Source organism: Allomuricauda ruestringensis DSM 13258 (genome assembly GCF_000224085.1).
Classification (GTDB): domain Bacteria; phylum Bacteroidota; class Bacteroidia; order Flavobacteriales; family Flavobacteriaceae; genus Flagellimonas; species Flagellimonas ruestringensis.
The window spans coordinates 2,979,727-2,997,167 of sequence record NC_015945.1; the positions used below are offsets into that span (position 1 = coordinate 2,979,727).

The 17,441-nt window shown below is 41.4% G+C and carries 15 protein-coding genes and 1 pseudogene; 10 read left to right on the plus strand and 6 right to left on the minus strand.

Going from position 1 to position 17,441, the window contains the following annotated elements:
• Nucleotides 1-47: 47 nt before the first annotated feature.
• Both MURRU_RS13445 and MURRU_RS13450 read right to left on the minus strand, forming a co-directional pair.
• Nucleotides 48-776, minus strand: a complete 729-nt coding sequence (locus MURRU_RS13445; RefSeq protein WP_014034023.1) for a GNAT family N-acetyltransferase — start codon at nucleotides 774-776, stop codon at nucleotides 48-50.
• A gap of 84 nt (nucleotides 777-860) precedes the next feature.
• Nucleotides 861-1,442 (minus strand): Crp/Fnr family transcriptional regulator, encoded by a 582-nt coding sequence (locus MURRU_RS13450; protein WP_014034024.1) that lies wholly within the window; start codon nucleotides 1,440-1,442, stop codon nucleotides 861-863.
• A gap of 169 nt (nucleotides 1,443-1,611) precedes the next feature.
• Between MURRU_RS13450 and MURRU_RS13455 the strand changes: the two genes are divergently transcribed.
• The gene (locus MURRU_RS13455) at nucleotides 1,612-2,292 is read left to right on the plus strand and encodes a DUF4386 domain-containing protein (protein ID WP_014034025.1); all 681 of its coding nucleotides are present in this window, start codon (nucleotides 1,612-1,614) and stop codon (nucleotides 2,290-2,292) included.
• Nucleotides 2,293-2,307: 15 nt separating this feature from the next.
• Here the strand turns inward: MURRU_RS13455 and MURRU_RS13460 are convergent, their stop codons facing one another.
• Entirely contained in the window at nucleotides 2,308-2,883 is a 576-nt protein-coding gene (locus MURRU_RS13460) for a Crp/Fnr family transcriptional regulator (RefSeq protein WP_014034026.1), read from the minus strand.
• Nucleotides 2,884-3,003: 120 nt separating this feature from the next.
• The gene (locus tag MURRU_RS13465; RefSeq protein ID WP_187289853.1) at nucleotides 3,004-3,372 is read right to left on the minus strand and encodes a VOC family protein; all 369 of its coding nucleotides are present in this window, start codon (nucleotides 3,370-3,372) and stop codon (nucleotides 3,004-3,006) included.
• A gap of 679 nt (nucleotides 3,373-4,051) precedes the next feature.
• Here MURRU_RS13465 and MURRU_RS13470 point away from each other — a divergent pair.
• From MURRU_RS13470 to MURRU_RS17645, 8 genes and pseudogenes are all read left to right on the plus strand, one after another.
• Nucleotides 4,052-4,567, plus strand: coding sequence for a site-specific integrase (locus MURRU_RS13470; protein WP_083816284.1), 516 nt, complete (start codon nucleotides 4,052-4,054; stop codon nucleotides 4,565-4,567).
• A gap of 289 nt (nucleotides 4,568-4,856) precedes the next feature.
• Nucleotides 4,857-5,297, plus strand: a complete 441-nt coding sequence (locus tag MURRU_RS13475; protein ID WP_014034028.1) for a hypothetical protein — start codon at nucleotides 4,857-4,859, stop codon at nucleotides 5,295-5,297.
• A 124-nt stretch (nucleotides 5,298-5,421) separates the two neighbouring features.
• Nucleotides 5,422-6,636 (plus strand): efflux RND transporter periplasmic adaptor subunit, encoded by a 1,215-nt coding sequence (locus MURRU_RS13480; RefSeq protein WP_049789148.1) that lies wholly within the window; start codon nucleotides 5,422-5,424, stop codon nucleotides 6,634-6,636.
• 106 nt (nucleotides 6,637-6,742) lie between these two features.
• On the plus strand, nucleotides 6,743-9,913 hold the full coding sequence (locus tag MURRU_RS13485; protein ID WP_014034030.1) for an efflux RND transporter permease subunit: 3,171 nt from the start codon (nucleotides 6,743-6,745) through the stop codon (nucleotides 9,911-9,913).
• Nucleotides 9,914-9,930: 17 nt separating this feature from the next.
• A complete protein-coding gene (locus MURRU_RS13490; RefSeq protein ID WP_014034031.1) occupies nucleotides 9,931-11,400 on the plus strand; it encodes an efflux transporter outer membrane subunit in 1,470 nt (489 codons plus the stop codon).
• Nucleotides 11,401-11,466: 66 nt separating this feature from the next.
• On the plus strand, nucleotides 11,467-12,354 hold the full coding sequence (locus tag MURRU_RS13495; RefSeq protein ID WP_014034032.1) for a helix-turn-helix domain-containing protein: 888 nt from the start codon (nucleotides 11,467-11,469) through the stop codon (nucleotides 12,352-12,354).
• A gap of 109 nt (nucleotides 12,355-12,463) precedes the next feature.
• Nucleotides 12,464-13,132 (plus strand): SDR family NAD(P)-dependent oxidoreductase, encoded by a 669-nt coding sequence (locus tag MURRU_RS13500; RefSeq protein WP_014034033.1) that lies wholly within the window; start codon nucleotides 12,464-12,466, stop codon nucleotides 13,130-13,132.
• A gap of 254 nt (nucleotides 13,133-13,386) precedes the next feature.
• A pseudogene (locus MURRU_RS17645) lies at nucleotides 13,387-13,503 on the plus strand (aldose epimerase family protein); the annotation flags it as partial.
• 147 nt (nucleotides 13,504-13,650) lie between these two features.
• Here the strand turns inward: MURRU_RS17645 and MURRU_RS13505 are convergent.
• Together MURRU_RS13505 and MURRU_RS13515 are read right to left on the minus strand one after the other, a co-directional pair.
• Nucleotides 13,651-15,231, minus strand: coding sequence for an amidohydrolase family protein (locus tag MURRU_RS13505; protein ID WP_014034035.1), 1,581 nt, complete (start codon nucleotides 15,229-15,231; stop codon nucleotides 13,651-13,653).
• Between the two features lie 240 nt (nucleotides 15,232-15,471).
• Nucleotides 15,472-16,011: an RNA polymerase sigma-70 factor gene (locus MURRU_RS13515; RefSeq protein WP_014034036.1), complete on the minus strand. Its 540-nt coding sequence runs from the start codon at nucleotides 16,009-16,011 to the stop codon at nucleotides 15,472-15,474.
• Nucleotides 16,012-16,180: 169 nt separating this feature from the next.
• Here MURRU_RS13515 and MURRU_RS17455 point away from each other — a divergent pair, with 169 nt between their 5' ends.
• The gene (locus tag MURRU_RS17455) at nucleotides 16,181-17,341 is read left to right on the plus strand and encodes a FecR family protein (RefSeq protein ID WP_014034037.1); all 1,161 of its coding nucleotides are present in this window, start codon (nucleotides 16,181-16,183) and stop codon (nucleotides 17,339-17,341) included.
• The last annotated feature ends 100 nt before the right edge of the window (nucleotides 17,342-17,441 follow it).

The following is a 17,441-nucleotide window of genomic DNA, read 5'->3' on the forward strand; positions in this document are numbered from 1 at the left end:
TTGAAAAGCATATACCCTTTAAAAGCAATAAAATGGGTGATATTATATTAATGCAATGATAAGGAATAGCTCTCCAAAACCCCATGTGTTGTAAATCCCATTTTGGTATAAATCCGCTCTCCAGCCTGTGAAGCAACAAGGTAAACTTCCTTGCTTTGGTTTTCGATGGATTGATTTACAAGGAATTGGGTCATCTTCTTTCCAAGGCCCAATCCCCTATATCCCGCTTTGGTGCCGATCATATGAATGCCGGAAACACCATTTTGGTCCAAATACACCATGCCACAACTTGGAAAAGCATTTTCATGATTACCCAAAAAGATTTGGAATCCCGGCTTGTCGACCAGCGCACCAATGGTTGAAGGATCCACCGGATACCCAAAAGATTCCGTGGCTACTTGGGCAAATAGTTCCGCTTCGGTCGGAGAACCCACTTTTATAAATTCCGAAGCATCTATATTACCAAAGAATATGTTGGTTGTATCCAGTGTCATCGCTTTTATTTTCGAAGTGGCCCTTAGCCCTTTAGACCGGAGAAGGTCTTTAATGGCTTCGTTTTCAGGGACGGCAATGGAGTTGGGCAGCTCTTCTGATATAATTTCTTCACAAAGGGCATGGATATCCAACTTTTCCATAGTTAGGTCAAAAACCTTGTTGGGCCAGGAGCCGTTCGTAGGTTTTGCAAAAGAAAAACCATTTTCCTTGGTCAGGAAATTCCCATGTTTTCCAATCTGTTCCCAAAACTCGAATAAATGATCAATAATTTGTTTGTTCATGAGCTATCCTGTACTGATTTGTATGTCAGTGCAAACCTATTGCTGGAACATCACAGTAATCTTAAGGTGTATTAATAAATGGATTTATTTTATCTTTTTTCTGAGGGCACTTAAAAATTCAGGAGTAATGCCCAAATAAGAAGCTACCATGTACTGTGGAACACGCTGCTCAATGCTTCTATATTTTGACAGGAATTCCAAATAGCGCTCTTCTGCCGATTTGCTCATGGAGTTGATTGTACGGTCTTGCAAGGCAACATAGGCTTTTTCAAACTTTAACCGATAGAACCGTTCAATGGCAGGAACCTTTTCGTAAAGTTCATTAAGGGTGTCTCTATGAATTTGAAGTACCGTAGTTGGTTCCAGGGCCTGAACGAATTGTTTTGCTGGGGTACGGGTCAGAAAACTGTATAGATCGTTTACCCACCAGCCTTCAATACCAAATTGTACGATATGTTCTTTGGCCTCTTCATCCATATGATAAGCTCGCAAACATCCTTTGGCAACAAACCGCATGTGATTGGAAACCTCTCCTGCAAAAAGCAGCACCTCTTTCTTTTTGAGTTGGATTTCCGTGTAGCTGTCGCATACAATGGATTCTTCCTCCCGCGTTAGATCGATGGTTTCCTTTAAATGCGATATGAGTTTGTCCTTCGAGTTCAACATCTGAAATTGATTCAGAAAATTACTAAAAGTAGATCAATCAAAGCTGTTTGCAACGAATGAATGTTCATTTCATCCAGTTTAGTTTTGATATTGAAACGCTTATTGACCAAAGTCAACGAAGTTATTGTTGCTTGCCTCTAATTTTGCCCAAAACCATTAAGAAGAAGTAATGAATATTAAGCAAGCACTTTTGGTATCGGGCATTAGCTATCTTTTGATCTTTATTTCAGGGTTTTATGCCAATTTTGCCATCTTGGAAACTATGGTGGTGCCCTCCAATGCCGGGGTGACCGTTTCCAATTTTTTGAAGGACCATTCCGGGTTGGGTTGGGGCATTGTAGGGTTTTCGATCATGCTTTTTTTTGATGTGGTATTAGTGTTCTCCCTCTTTTTGGTGACTAAAAAAGTTAACCGAAAAGTAACGATGGTCGCCTCAGGTTTTCGACTGCTCCATGCCATTTGCTTTGCAGTGGCTTTGATGTGCCTGATCGAGATTTACCAAATCACCACTGATGCTACGGGGTTGGATATGGCAAGTTTACAGCAATCGGTCATGTATTTATTGCAGCAGTTTGATGAAATATGGACGTGGGGATTGTTGCTTTTTGGAGTGCATTTGGTCTTTTTGGGCTATTTGTCCATTAAATCGGATGTGATTCCAAAAAGTATGGGCTATTTATTGCTCCTTGCTGCCATCGGGTATCTGGTGGATAGTTCCGCCAAGCTCTTTATGTCCACTTATTTGGATCATGCGCAAATTTTTGAAACATTGGTGGTGGTATTGGGAGTAGTGGGAGAGCTGTCCTTTACCATCTTTTTGTTGATCAAGGGATTTAAAAACGCTCAATAAAGCCCTGATCACCTATCATCGTTTTGCGATTCGCTTCCGAATTCGACTTAATGACTCTGGTTTGACGCCCAAATAGCTTGCCAAATGATATTGTGGCACGCGTTGTAGCAACTCTGGTCGATTTTCCATTAGATCAACGTATCTTTTTTCCGGACTGGAAATCATGAATTGGGCCAATTTATCTTGATAGGCCCCAAGCTCTTCTTCCACGGAAACTCTGCAAATGGACTCAAAACTGGGTACGCTCTCAAAAAGTTCTTGTTCCTTCTCACGGGATAAAATGGCCAATCTGCAATCTTCCACACATTCCAAAAAATGATTGGAAGGGACTTTTAGGTTAAAGCTCCGCAAAGAGGAAATAGCTTCCTTTTCTACATAAAACTCGGTGGTTTTTTCTTCTCCATCCATCAAATAGTACTTTCTGACCAACCCTTTTATATTAAAATAGGACTCGTTGGAGACTTGTCCTTCCCGAAGTAAAACATATCCTTTAGCGAAAGTTTTGATAGGAATACATTCTGTAACCGCTTTGGCTTCCTCTTCGTTAAGGGTCAAAGCACCTTCGAGCAGTTGTACAATTTCACTTTTCAATTTGACGGTTTAGGTAAATGACATCAATGCCAAGACTAAACTATGAAATCATTTAACAACTTTTCACCAAATCAAATAATTTTAGGTATGTATGTCCTGCACTTATTTAAAGTCATTTCGTCATTGCTTTGAAGTTATTCTCAAATAGTATCCGTCCGGATCTACCAATCGGAAATCTTCAAGTCCCCAGCTTTGCATTCTCAAAGGCCCATGTATGGGATATCCATTTGATTTTACCTGTTCATAGACTTCTTTGATATCATCAACTTCCAGCACAATTTCTACCCCATAACCTTTTTGGGTATTTTTAAGGTTGGGATCAAAGTGGTGGTCTTTGGAAAGTTTGCCAATCGGACCGATTCCAAGGACTACATTTCCCTTCTTAATAGGTTGGTAGGATTTGTTGATCTTTTCACCTTCCATGGTAAAATCCAAAACTTCGGTATAGAAGTTGACGGATTTTTCCATATCCGAAGTGAATAATTCCATTCTAAGGGTCATTCCATCTTTAGCTGACCAATTCTTTCCAGTTAAACAGAAATACACAACAAGTAATAGCGTCGATAATATAATTGTTATAAGTCTCATCCCTTTATTTGATTACTGTTATACCCCATAAAGGGGCCATATTTGGGCAGATGCTTTTGTCATCCTTGGTTTACAAAACAACCTAAACAATGAATTAGATTTATTAACATAGGTTAAGAAAACTTTTTTCTGTTAAAGATATTTTCGCCTTATTCGTTAAATAAAAATCCGCTAGTTTCTGCACTTGATTCAATATGCTATAGTGATGGTAATCACTTTAAAGCTTCAAGAAAGGAGAATATCACATACAAACTCATTTCTAAATAATGTCGTTTGATTATTTTTACAATTAGAAAGTCCAAAACTCACACGAAGATGTCCTATAGGGTGTCCTTTTTTGGATGGTCAAGAAAAAACTCTGGAAACACAAGGGGTTGGAGATAATCGGTTAAAACTGCCACCCCGACGAAAAAATGGTTTATTTGACTTTAAATGAAACCATAAACTGTTAAAAACCAGAAAATTAATTTTTTCTGGTTTTTTTTATGCCCAAATTAAACTTAGGTAAAGATGCCCTATTTTTATCAAGTATCTCCATAACTCCAGTGAATTGTAGAATTCAGCGCTTGGGTTCGAAGAAGTGGAACTGGAACGCTCATCACTGCAAAATGTACGGAACATCTTTATATTCTGTTGTTATACGGGATTGGCCTATGTTGATGTCAAATCACCGAAAAGATCCAATGTAATCATTGGTACAGACGGGAACCCATGGCTATCGCTATGTAGGGAAAAGAGCGATGTGCCGGTAAAGATACCTTTGCTGCCCAAAGCTTTGTCCATAATGGAACGTTACGATACCTATGATGAGGAACTGTTACTGCCCGTATGTTCCAACCAAAAAATGAACAAGTACCTCAAGGAAATCGCTGCCAAATGTGAAATTGACCTTAAGGTTACCTGTCATATCGCCCGCCATACGTTTGCCACTACGGTCTCTTTATCCAACGGTGTTCCGATTGCCACTGTATCAAAGCTTCTTGGGCATTCCAAGATATCCACGACCCAGATTTATGCCAAGGTGTTGGAGAAAAAGGTCGGTGAGGATATGAAGGCATTACGGTCGAAACTGGACCTTCTTGAAAATGCTCAATGAACAGAAACGGGAATGTCGTGGAACCTTTGAAGCTGTGAAATATAATCGATAATTTATCGAACAATTTTTTATTGAAAAATAATTATATGGAATTAGGTTGGAATTTTAATTTTGTTGATTCCTATTCACTCAACAAATCTTGCGTAGAAATTTGAATAGCAACTAAAACCACCCCCCCTATAGCAGATAGCATTGATTTTGGTCGGTAAAACCCTTTTTTTGGTTGCCGGGCGGACCACGCGGCCCTTTAATTTTGTTCTCCAGGACTGCCGAAAATTAAAGGTTACCAATGAAAGGTTTAAAAATATTTTGTACCGTTCTTCTCATCATTTTTCAGGGTGGTATCTGTGCACAGGAATATTCAATGTACCCGACCAAACAGAGGGATAGAGGTGTCGAAATGGCAAACCGGGGATTCAGAAAACTATGCAACCGTATAGCTTTCAATGAAGATTTCGAATACCGTAAGGAACTACGAACTTCTAAGTCCAACAATACCATTTTTCATTTTAGAGACACTGTAATCTCAAAAACTCAGGTATTGAGGCATTTTAAAAAAGCTGCAAGAAAATCGGACAACATAGAGGAGTTCCAGCAGTACTTTTTAAAAAGAAAATTGCACTATATCAAGGTGCTTGACCGAAAGACATTAGCAGAGATTCATCATACGATACGTCTTACCACTTTGAAGGGGTATTTTGACATTCTGGAGATGTTTTGTCCTATTTGATTGGATTTTATCAAAGCTGGAAGGCATAGTTAAGATTTTGGTCATTTCTTAAACTATTATGGTTATCAAAAGTGACTGTTCTCCATATAATTTTGTCCCTGAAACTAAAATCAAAGTAAAAGTCATGATAAAACTAAACTTTAACACTAAAAGAAACCTGGTCCTTGGAGTGGTCGGTTTATCGATAGCCATATTCATCTATGCATTTACAACCGCAGGTGGAAAAGAGATTAATCAAAATGCAGGAATGGCAGCATTACCTGTAGAGGTGGCCCTTCCTGTTCATGAAAACATTACCGAGTGGGACGAGTACACCGGTAGATTTGAGGCCAGCAGTAGGGTAGAGGTCCGTGCCAGGGTAAGTGGATTTCTGGAAAAGGTAAATTTCGAGGATGGTCAACATGTGGATAAGGGGCAGGTACTCTTTGTTATCGATCAAAGGCCCTTTAAAATCGCATTGGATGAGGCTCAGGCCAACTATGCCCAAACTGCGGCATCGCTTCAAACTGCACAGGATAATTTTGTTAGGGTCGAATCCTTAAGGGAAACAGGAGCTTTGTCCATCGAGGAATATGACCGAAGAAAGCAGGCACTGGTACATGCAGAGGCCAGTATTCAATTGGCACAGGCAATGGTCGATAACGCCAAGCTCAACTTGGAGTTCACCAAAGTAAAGGCCCCAATTTCAGGACTTGTAAGCAGGGATAGGGTAAATGAGGGCAATATTATAGATGGTGGTAGTGCCAATTCAACCTTGTTGACGACCATTGTTGCAACCAGTCCCATCCATTTTTACTTTACTGGAAGTGAATCCGATTATTTAAGGTACGTGAGACTGGCCAGAAATGGTGAACGCGGCGAGGCTCGTTCTGAAGGATTGCCCGTGTTCATAAAATTGCTTGATGAAGAGGAGTTTGCACATGAGGCAAAAATGGATTTTGTGGATAATGAAATCGATCATAATTCCGGAACGATTGAGAGTAGGGCAGTGCTGGAAAACAAGGATCATTTACTTGAACCTGGTATGTTCGGCAAGGCCAAACTATTGGGAAGTGCTGAGCATGATGCGGTGATGATCCCCGATGAGATTATCGGTACGAACCAGTCCATGCGCTTTGTGTACACTTTGAACGATAAAAATAAAGTAGTAAGCAAAACGGTAACATTGGGACCGTTGCATTCCAACGGACTTAGGATTGTCAGGGAAGGGATTTCGTCAGAGGATAAAGTCATTGTCAACAACATACAAAAGATAAGACCAGGGATGGTAGTAAACCCTTCGCAAGTAGCGATCGAGGGGGAAACCAACAGTCTGACAACCGTAGCACAGGCGCACTAATCCCATAAAATAAAATCAAAATAGTACCACCTATACCTTCTGACCACCATTTTTTACTGGTGCAGGATAGGTAGTGGGAGACCTATTTTCAAAACAAAAACATAAAATGAAGTTTAGCCATTTATTTATCAAGAGACCCATTTTTGCTGCCGTGCTCAGTGTCCTTATACTAATCGTGGGCGGGCTGGCGTATGTCTCTTTGCCTATTTCACAATTCCCGGATGTGGCCCCACCGACCATTGAGGTGGTGGCTACCTATCCAGGGGCTAATGCCCAGACCCTTTCCGAGAGCGTAGCGGCGCCATTGGAAAAGGAAATCAACGGTGTGGAGGATATGATCTATATGACTTCACAGTCCTCTGCGGATGGTCGAGTGGTGCTACAGGTGGCCTTTGAATTGGGAACGGATCTTGATAGGGCCCAAGTACAAGTGCAGAACCGAGTGGCCATTGCAGAGCCGCGATTGCCCGAATCCGTGAAGCGTTTGGGGATTACAACCAAAAAGATATCTCCCGATATGCTCCTTGTGGTGAATATGTATTCACCCAACAAAACCTATGACCAAATCTACATGGGCAATTATGCAGTACTTCAATTGAAGGATGAGATTGCCCGTATAAAAGGGGTTGGTGATATCCAAATCTTTGGAGCTGCGGAATATGCCATGCGAATTTGGCTCGATCCGGATAAAATTTCGACCCTAGACATAACGGCAGGCGAGGTTGTTGCTGCATTACGAGCACAGAACGTACAAATTGCCAGTGGTACCCTAAATACTTTGCCTTCAGGGAACCAGTCAGCCTTTGAGGTCAATATACAGACCCAGGGTAAACTTGTGTCCACTGAACAGTTTGAGAACGTTATCATCAAATCCAGCGAAGATGGCAGAATCGTTCGGCTCAAGGATGTGGGGCGTGTCGAGCTAGGGGCGCAGAACTATGCCACCAAAGGGTATTTGGGCAAAGATCCGGCAATCGCCATGCCGATCTTTCAACAACCGGGGGGAAATGCCTTGGAAACGGCATCCCAAATCCAGGATAAAATGCAGGAGCTCGCTAAAAATTTCCCAGAAGATTTAAAGTATAAGATTGCCTATAACCCAATCGAGTTTATCCAAAAATCGGTTGATGAGGTGTACCGTACTATTTTTGAAGCTGTCATTCTGGTGGTGTTGGTGATTTTATTGTTCCTCCAATCGTGGAGGGCGGCCATTATCCCAATTCTTGCCATCCCGGTTTCCCTCATCGGAACTTTTGCGGTGATGCAGGCCATAGGATTTTCCCTGAACAACCTAACATTGTTCGGTCTGGTACTGGCCATAGGCATTGTGGTGGATGACGCCATTGTCGTGGTCGAAAACATGGAACGGTATTTGGCAAAAGGGCTATCCCCTAAAGAGGCGGCCTTTAAGACAATGGATGAGGTCGGGGGAGCCCTTGTTGCCATTGGGCTGGTTTTAATAGCTGTCTTTATTCCCACCGCGTTTTTAGAGGGTATTTCAGGACAATTTTATAAGCAGTTCGGGATGACGATTGCCGTGGCAACTGCCATTTCAGTTTTTGTTTCCCTTACCTTGAGCCCGGCCATGGCCGCACTGCTCATGAAGCATGAGGATAGAACACATAGGAAGAAAACATCTATGCTCATGAGACCGATGGCCTATATTGGCAATACCTTTAATGGTTTCATGGATAAGCTTTCCGAGCGCTATGGTAAGGCCGTTCATAAATTGGTACGGACCGCCACGATGGTCATGGTGGTTTATTTTGGATTGATCGCCATCACAGGCTTTGAATTCAATCGGGTTTCCCAAGGATTCATTCCTGCCATGGACCAACAGTATTTTATCACCATTGTGCAACTTCCCCCAGGATCTTCCCTTTCCAGGACCGATAAAGTTATCCGTGAAGTACTTGATCTGGGATTGGATATCGATGGAGTGGAAAACGCAGTTTCATTTGCTGGTTTCGATGCGGCCTCATTTACCAATGCGTCCAACGCAGCAGCTGTGTTTTTAACATTGGAGGATTTTGAACTGCGCAATGAAAAAGGATTGGATTATGAAGACCTTTTGGGAACGGTGAGGGCAAAATTCGCCCAAATTGATGATGCAATAGTATTGGTCATTCCACCACCGTCGGTCAGGGGCATCGGTAATGCTGGGGGATTTAGAATGATGGTCCAGGATAGGGCCAATTTGGGAACGGATGAATTGCTCAAGGCCACCAACGAATTGGCGATGGCAGCCAATCAAGACCCAATATTGAACAATGTGTTCAGCTTTTTCAATAACCAGACCCCACAATTATTCTTGGATATTGACCGTGTAAAGGCCGAAAAATTGGGAATTGATGTGGGCCAGATATTTCAATCCTTGGAAATTTATATGGGTTCCGCTTTTGTGAACGAATTCAATTATCTGGGAAGAACCTTTCAGGTCACAGCACAAGCGGATGCCCCGAATCGGTTGACACCGGATGATATTTCAAGGATAAAGGTCCGCAATAAACAAGGTAATATGATTCCGTTGGGTACGGTTTCCCAGCAAAAGGATATTGCAGGGCCTTCTAGAGTTCCAAGGTTCAACCTCTATCCATCGGCTTCCCTCAATGGGGATTTTGCTCCGGGCTACAGTTCTGGACAAGGATTGGATAGAATGGAAGAGCTTGCTGCGGAAATTCTTCCTCAGGGAATTTCCTTTCAATGGACGGAAATCGCCTATCAAGAAAGGGAAGCCGGGAATACGGCAGGTATTGCCTTTTTGTTGGCCGTAGTGTTCGTGTTCCTTTTATTGGCAGCGCAATTTGAGAGTCTGGTGTTACCACTTGCCGTGATCTTTATTGTACCCATGGTATTGCTTTCAGCGATGATCGGGGTCGACCTGGCAGGTCTTGACAACAATATCATGGTTCAGATAGGTCTTGTAGTATTGGTAGGTCTTGCTAGTAAGAATGCCATTTTGATTGTGGAATTCGCCAAGCAGTTGGAGGATCAAGGTGAAGACTTGAAAACAGCGGTGATCGAGGCTTCAAAATTGAGGCTGCGTCCCATTTTGATGACGGCCATGGCATTTATTCTCGGTGTGGTACCGTTGGCCCTGGCGACCGGAGCGGGAGCAGAGCTGCGGGTTTCGTTGGGTATTGCGGTATTCAGCGGTATGCTTGGAGTAACATTATTTGGAATTTTCCTGACCCCCGTGTTCTACTACTTGGGCCGAAAATGGTCTTTAAAAAAAACGAAGGAGAAGAAAGTAGCATTGGTACATCAGCATAATTAGAATCAGAAAAAACAACAATGAAAAAATCAATTGTAATACTAATTACCACATTCGTCTTGGCTTCCTGTGGCGTCACAAAGCGCGATTATGATGTCCGCAACCAAGTGAATGTTGGAGGGGACTTTCTTGAAAAGGAAATCGCCGATAAAGCTTTTACCCAAGCCATCATTACCAAAGCATGGTGGTCTGAATTCAATGACCCGGTTCTTGATACGCTTATGGAAAAAGCAAGAAGGCATAACTTGGACATCAATGCAGCAGTGGCAAATTATAAAGCCTCCCGTGCATTCCTAAAGGAGAACAAACTGGATCGGCTCCCAACGGTTACCGCCAACGGGGATTATACCAGGACCCGGTTGGGCGAAAATGTATTTGTTCAGGGCAGCAACCCTACTTTTAGCACCTATAGTGCAAGTTTGGATGCCTTTTGGGAGGTCGATCTTTTCGGAAGGGTGACCAATAGGATTAAGGGGGCTTATGCCAACAGTAATCTGGCTTTGGCCGATATGAACGGCATCTATGTGAGCATATTTGCTGAAGTGGCCAATAGTTATATGGAGCTTCGCGGAACGCAATATCTATTGGATATCGCCCAACGAAATTTACAAGGCCAGCAAGAAACTTATGATCTTACGGTCAAATTGTCGGAGGCCGGTACCAGTAATAGTCTGGATGTGTCCAGGGCTTTGGCCCAACTTGAGCGCACCCGTGCCAGTATTCCACCTTTGGAGGCCAGGGTAGAGGCACTAAAAAACAATCTCAGTGTATTGATCGGGGAGGTGCCGGGCAATTTGGATGCTGAAATTGCCAGTAAGCAACCTTTACCAAGTCTACCTGCAACGGTGGCTTTGGGCAATGTTCAAGAAATGCTCAGGAGGCGACCCGATGTTCGCCAAGCAGAAGCAGCACTTCAAGTTAGGATTGCGGCCTATAATATTTCGGTGGCGGATCTATATCCCAAAATAGAATTTGGGGGTTCCGTGGGATTTTCGGCTGTGGATTTTTCCAACTTTGGAGAAAAACCATCGTTCACTTGGAGCCTGGTTCCCAGCATCAGTTGGGCAGCATTCAATTTGGGCCGTGTAAAGCAGCAGGTCAAAAAGAACGATGCCCTTGCCATTGCAGCCATCAACCAATATGAAAAGGCCGTCCTTCAGGGATTGGAAGAAATAAAGACTTCTTTAAGCAACTATACCAAAGAGTTGCAAAGAAGGGAGATTTTACGCATATCCTCTAAAGCAAGCGCCCAGGCTGCGGACTTTGCAAAACAACGCTTTAATTCCGGATTGGACAGTTTTATTGATTATCTCAATGCGGACAACACTTTATTGCAAGCAGAGAATGCATTAGCTTTAAGCGAAATTTCGTCCGCTACGTCCCTCATTGCCATTTACAAAGCTTTAGGTGGAGGATGGGAGATCATCTCAGCGGAAGAATTGGACAGTAAATTTGAAACCATGCAATTGGCCAAGGCCAAAGGCGATTAAAATGACATGTAAGGTGGGTCGGATATATGAGACTAAACCTCGGTATCTCGACCCATCCGATTATTTATGAGCAAGGCTGACATACCAGTTTTTGAAAATACAAATGACCTTCATGAGGCCGTAGGGTTTGCCCATAGGAGCCATATACCCAATTTTGATGTCTTTGCCGTAGAGGATTTGGGGGCCACATCAAGAAGGTGCATGCCACCCTATCGACAGGGGTTTTATCAGATAGGGTTGCTGAACTATACGGGAACAAGTAGGCTGAACCTGAATACAGATGTGATGGAACTAGAGGAGTTTCCGTTGTGGTTCGTAGTACCAGGACAGATCTTCTCATGGGTTAGGGATGAGAAAATGTCAGGTTTTTATGTGATGTTCAGAAAAGAGTTTTTGATCAATACGTTTCCTGACCTTCATAAGGATTTTCCCTTTTTGAAGATGACCGAGAACAATGTGATGATGCTCACCAAAGAAGAACATGAATCGCTGAACTTTGATATAGAACGAATGCACTCCGTATTTAAAAACCCGCATCCCTATCAGGAAAAAATGCTCGAAGGTATGCTGGGCTCCCTGTTGTATTTCTGCAAGGCAATACATGAACGGCATAAGACCACGGAAAATCATTTGAGCAGGTCTCAAATTATAGCAAACCAGTTTGAGGCCTTGGTGGATAAGATGTATGTTGACACAAAGAATGTGAGCGATTATGCCGAAGAATTGAACATAACACCGAATTATCTGACCACGACCATCAAGAAATTGACCGGAAAAAGTGCCAAGGATATCATTCAGGAGCGACTTTTGATGGAAAGTAAGAGTTTGTTGAAATATTCTGGTCTCGATATATCGGAAATTGCATATCGTTTAAATTTTCAGGAACCGACCCATTTTACTAGATTCTTTAAGAATTTAAGTGGCGTTACGCCCAATCAATTTAGGAGAATGTAAAAAAGGTCCTGTAGCACTGATCGAACCGACTAAATAATTATGAAAACGATGTTTTTAACAATGAAAAACCGTACACTAAATTTGTAAAATGTTTTAAAAATGGATTGTAATGAATAGGAAGCATGTTGCCGTTGTTACGGAAGCTGGTAATGGATTGGGCAAGAAATTTGCAAAGATCCTGAAGGACAATGATTATAATGTTGTGCTGGCCGCTTGTAGGGAGAGTTATGAAAAACTTTCCAAAGACGGGGAAGGTTTACGTGATTATGAACTTATCGAAGTCGATTTTACTTCAGAAGAAAGTCTGGCAACATTCGAAAAAACTATCTGCGAATCGTATGGAAAATTGGACTTGCTGATCAACAATGCGGAAATCGTAAACGGTTTTGGACACAAAATAGATCAGATCAACATCGAGGACATAAAGGAAGTCTACGAGATCAATTTCTTTTCGGTCATACGGACCATTCAGGTGCTCAAGCCTTTATTGAAGAAAAGTAATGATCCCCGTATCATAAATATTACCAGTTCCTTGGGAGAAATCGATAAAATGAAGGATGAGTCCTTTTGCTATTCGGGGTACAGCCTTACCGCTTATTCTACGTCAAAAGCGGCCCTTAACATGTTTACCCATTTACAGTGCAAGGAGTTCAAGCCTTCCAAGATCAAGATGTACAGTTTTGATCCTGTAAATATGAAAAATTGCACCTATAATTCCGTTATCATTTGTGATGGTGTCAAGGATGAGTTTATCTCCTTGATCGAAAGAAAGGCATAGCATCTCATTTTCCCCTTAAAAATTTCTTGGCTGGGTGCTTCAATAAGTGTACTTGCAACAAAAAATTTGATAATTGTATAAGAGTCTTGCTGTTGACTATTCATGATACATTATAAATTTCTTTTTCAGATTCTTCTATTGTTTTATGGTCCAACATTTCATTTTTTCAAGCAGAGGTATCATCTGTCAGATGACACAAAAAATTAACAGGAACAGGAAGGCGATATAATTTAATACTCCCTAATCGTTATTGCTGTTTGGAGACACAACATTTCCCTGATAGCCCAAATCATCCAAATTTCCCCTCGGTACAATTAAACCCTGGTGAAATTTATTCTTCCATAACAGTGTACAAAATTTCAAATATGTGACTTTGGTTATGTGATCCCATGTCTAACCATTTACATTGTCAAATATAAAAAGCCCTAATAATTAGGGCTTTAAACAGCTTAGTGAAAGACTTAAACTTCCTTCAAAATTGCTTAGAAATAGTATTGTTTGTAAAAAAACTTATAGTTTTATTTGCTCCTTTCTTGTTTTTGCTTGTCCACCATGGCTTCCACGTCGCTCAACAATTTTTTAGCGTCATATATGATACCATCTTTAATGGTGTATTCTATTCCACCAACTCTTTCAACTTTTGCAGTGTCATCGTTCAAACGAACGGCACCAGTTCCATACAGCACTTTTAGGTTTTGAAGTGGGTTTTCATCCACAATGATCATATCCGCCAACAAACCTTCGCGAATCACTCCATATTCAATAGGTTTTTTTAAAGGTTTGAAGATTTCTTGAGCGCTGTGCATTGTGGCGGCACGAATGACTTCCAATGGATGGAATCCTGCTTCTTGAAACATTTCAAGCTCCAAGATTGTCCCAAAACCGTACAGTTGATATATGAAACCTGAATCTGAACCTAGGGTAATCTTCCCGCCCCTGTTCTTATATTCATTCAGGAACTGCATCCATACTTGATAATATTTTTTCCACGCCACTTCATCTTCTGTGGTCCAGTCGAACCAGTAAGCACCATGGCTTGTACGACTGGGTGAAAAGAAATCCATCAAAGATGGCAAAGTGTATTTTTCGTGCCAGTCTGCATTACGTGCTCTCATCACATCCCTGCCTGCGGAATAGATGGTCATGGTTGGGTTGATGTAGAAATCAAGTTTCAAGAATTCATCAAGTAGGGCGTTCCATTTTTCGCCACCAGGTTTCACCAAGTTCCATTGACGGGCAACTTGCCCAAAGCGATGTTGCTCATCTCCGTAATTGATGTCAACCGGCCAAGGTTGTACATCGTTGTTTTCGTACATGGATTCAAATAGCCCATAAAAGTGGGTCATACTGGTAAGTCCCAATCTGGCAGCATCAATGGTGTTCATTTGTGCCACGCCACTTTGTGCAAGGTGAGCGGTGCTTCCCATTCCCAATGAGTTTGCTTCGTCGAGTACGGCCTCCATGATGGCAGGACGGTGGGACACCAATTTTAGTCCATCCACACCTTTTTTGTTGGCGTAGCGCACCCATTCCCTGGCATCTTCCGGTGTCAAGATTTTACGGCCTTCCCATTCTTTTCCAGTTCCAATTCTATGGAAGGAGACCATTCTGGGCGCCACAATTTCATTTTTGGCACTTCTTTCCTTTTCTTTTAGCGACCATTCCAAGTTGCCAAAAGGTACGCCTCTGATTGTAGTAATTCCATGGGCCATCCATAATTTATATACGTATTCCGCTTCTGGGGCTTTTGGAGCACCTCCAGTGTGTACGTGTAAATCTATAAGACCTGGCATTACGTATTTTCCTGTGGCATCGATTTCTTTGGTTTTGCCATTGCCCAGTTTTGGACGTTTGGATTCGTCGATTGGAACTTTGGGAACACCGACTCTTGCGATATCCACAATTTTGTTGTCCTCGACAATAATGTCCACAGGTCCAGATGCTGGGCCACCGGTCCCATCAATTAAAATGGCACCTCTAATAATAAGTCTGTCAAAAGGGCCCTCTCCTTCACCCGGTTTTCTATCCGGTGCTCCAATGGTTTGGGCACACACCAGCATGGGGAGCAAAAGAAGTACTGCAAATAATAATTTTTTCATGATTTAAGGTTTAAATGATTGTTGGTTGGTCAAGCCCATAGTTATGGAAAATGGGCATAAACAATCCGTATTTAATAACACTGTTCAATACTATGTTAAAAAAATATGAATTTGGGGTGACAGGGGGCTGCTTTTTATCGTTTTTGATAAAAAAATTCAGCTTGATGGTGGAATTTAAATAGCAAGTGTAAAGGAAGGGGGCCAAATTAAAGAACCATCGAGCAATGGGTAGGAGCGCAATCAATAAAAGGACGGTAGCTGTTCCACGATTCGGGATAGCTGTATTAGCAGAATTACAGAAATATAATCTTCTTTTTTATAAGATCTTAAAAATGCATATGCCCGTTTCATTTGGGTTTTTACGGTGTTTACGGAAATACCATTGGCTTCTGCAATCTCCGTATAGCTTTTTCCATCCACCACGACCGACACAAAAATTTCTTTCCTCTTTTTTGGCAATTTATTGATGAGCTCGTTCAATTTATTATTTTGTTTGTCCGATTTGGTTTCGGGGACACCTGTATCCGTTTCAAAGGTGTCTAGGAGCTTTTGCTCTCTTTTCTTCTTTTCTAAATATTGAAGGCTCAAATTCTTGACGGATTTTTTGGCGTAGGCTTCGAAAGATATCTGTATGATAATGGATTCCCGTTTGTTCCAAAACGAAACAAAGAAATCTTGCACAATGTCCTTCGCAATATCCTTGTCCTTTACTATGGAAAAGGAAACCAAGCACAAAAGAGGATAATTGTTTTTAAAAAGCTCTTCAACCTTAAATCTCATATAATTGAGGTTTCGGGGGGTTCATGTAAATTTAAAGTTACCGAAATATAAAATTAAACTTGATCATTACCCAAATTGGTTAAAAAAATTATTGTTTTTTTAAAAAAACTTTGAGGATTGTCACCCTATTTCAAAAAAACATTATCTAATAAATGAGAACAATGATCGAATGCATAAGAAAGAAACATTGCGTACACTTTTAAAAAAGTTGAAGGAGTCGACCAGTTGGAAAGATAAATCCGATAAGGAGTTCGAATATTTCACTCAAGAATTGATCGAGCGTATTATTGAAGAGGATTTGGTGGACGAATCTTTGGAGCTTTTAGAGGGGTTGGATGTGGATAAGGATTGGAAATCCTTGCAATCTAAAATGTCGAAGAATAAGATTAAAAGACTATCCCCTCAAAGAATTTTCAAATATGCGGCCATTTTTGTTGGAATTGTCTCGCTGGGCATTGGTTTTGTTTGGGAAAGTACCACCAACGATGATAGAATGTTTTCCGTAATGGATGATGAGCATGTGACATTGGATACGGGTTCGGATAGAACCCTGATAGAGTCGCATGGTAGCCATGGCGTTATACTTCCATCTGGTGAAACGGTGGCTATTCACAATGGAGATACATTGATTTATGGTTCAAATGAAGAGATTAAGGACATTGTTTACAATGAACTCAATATACCCAATGGTAAAATGTTCACCCTTGTGCTGCCAGATGGTACTAAAGTTCGTTTAAACTCGGGCACAAGAATTAAATTTCCTGTAAAATTTCCTAAACAAGGCATAAGAGAGGTCTTGGTTTATGGAGAGGCATATTTTGATGTGACCAAGGATGAAAGACGTCCCTTTGTGGTCAACTCCAAAGAAATTGCGGTAAAAGTTTTGGGGACGCAGTTCAATTTGTCTTCCTATCAAGACCAAAACGAAGTAGCTATAGTATTGGTCGAAGGCTCAGTCAGTCTTTCTCATTCAGAAAATAGTAAGGATAAGATTTTATTGAAACCAGGAGAAAAGGGTGCTTGGAATAGGGACAAGGGAACAATCGAGGTGGAAAAAGTGGATGTTTCGCTGCATACAGGATGGGTGAATGGAGAGGTTGTTTTTAGAAATGCACCATTTACAGAATTACTCGCCAGTTTGGAAAGGACCTATAATGTGCAAATAGAAAATACGAACAAGGATATTGCTGAACAAACCTTTAGTGCCAGGTTCAATAGAAATGTAGAAAAAATAGAAGACGTTCTCGACGCACTCAGAATAATTACTCCTTTTGATTATGAGGTAGAGGGGGGTGACAATAGGAAAAAGGTGAGTATCAAAATAAAGTGACAGATAACAGCCAAATTATAAATTGCTAATATTAAAACGACTACGCCAATGAAATGACTTTTTTACTAAAAAAAGCACATAAAAAAAGGGAATGTTGGCC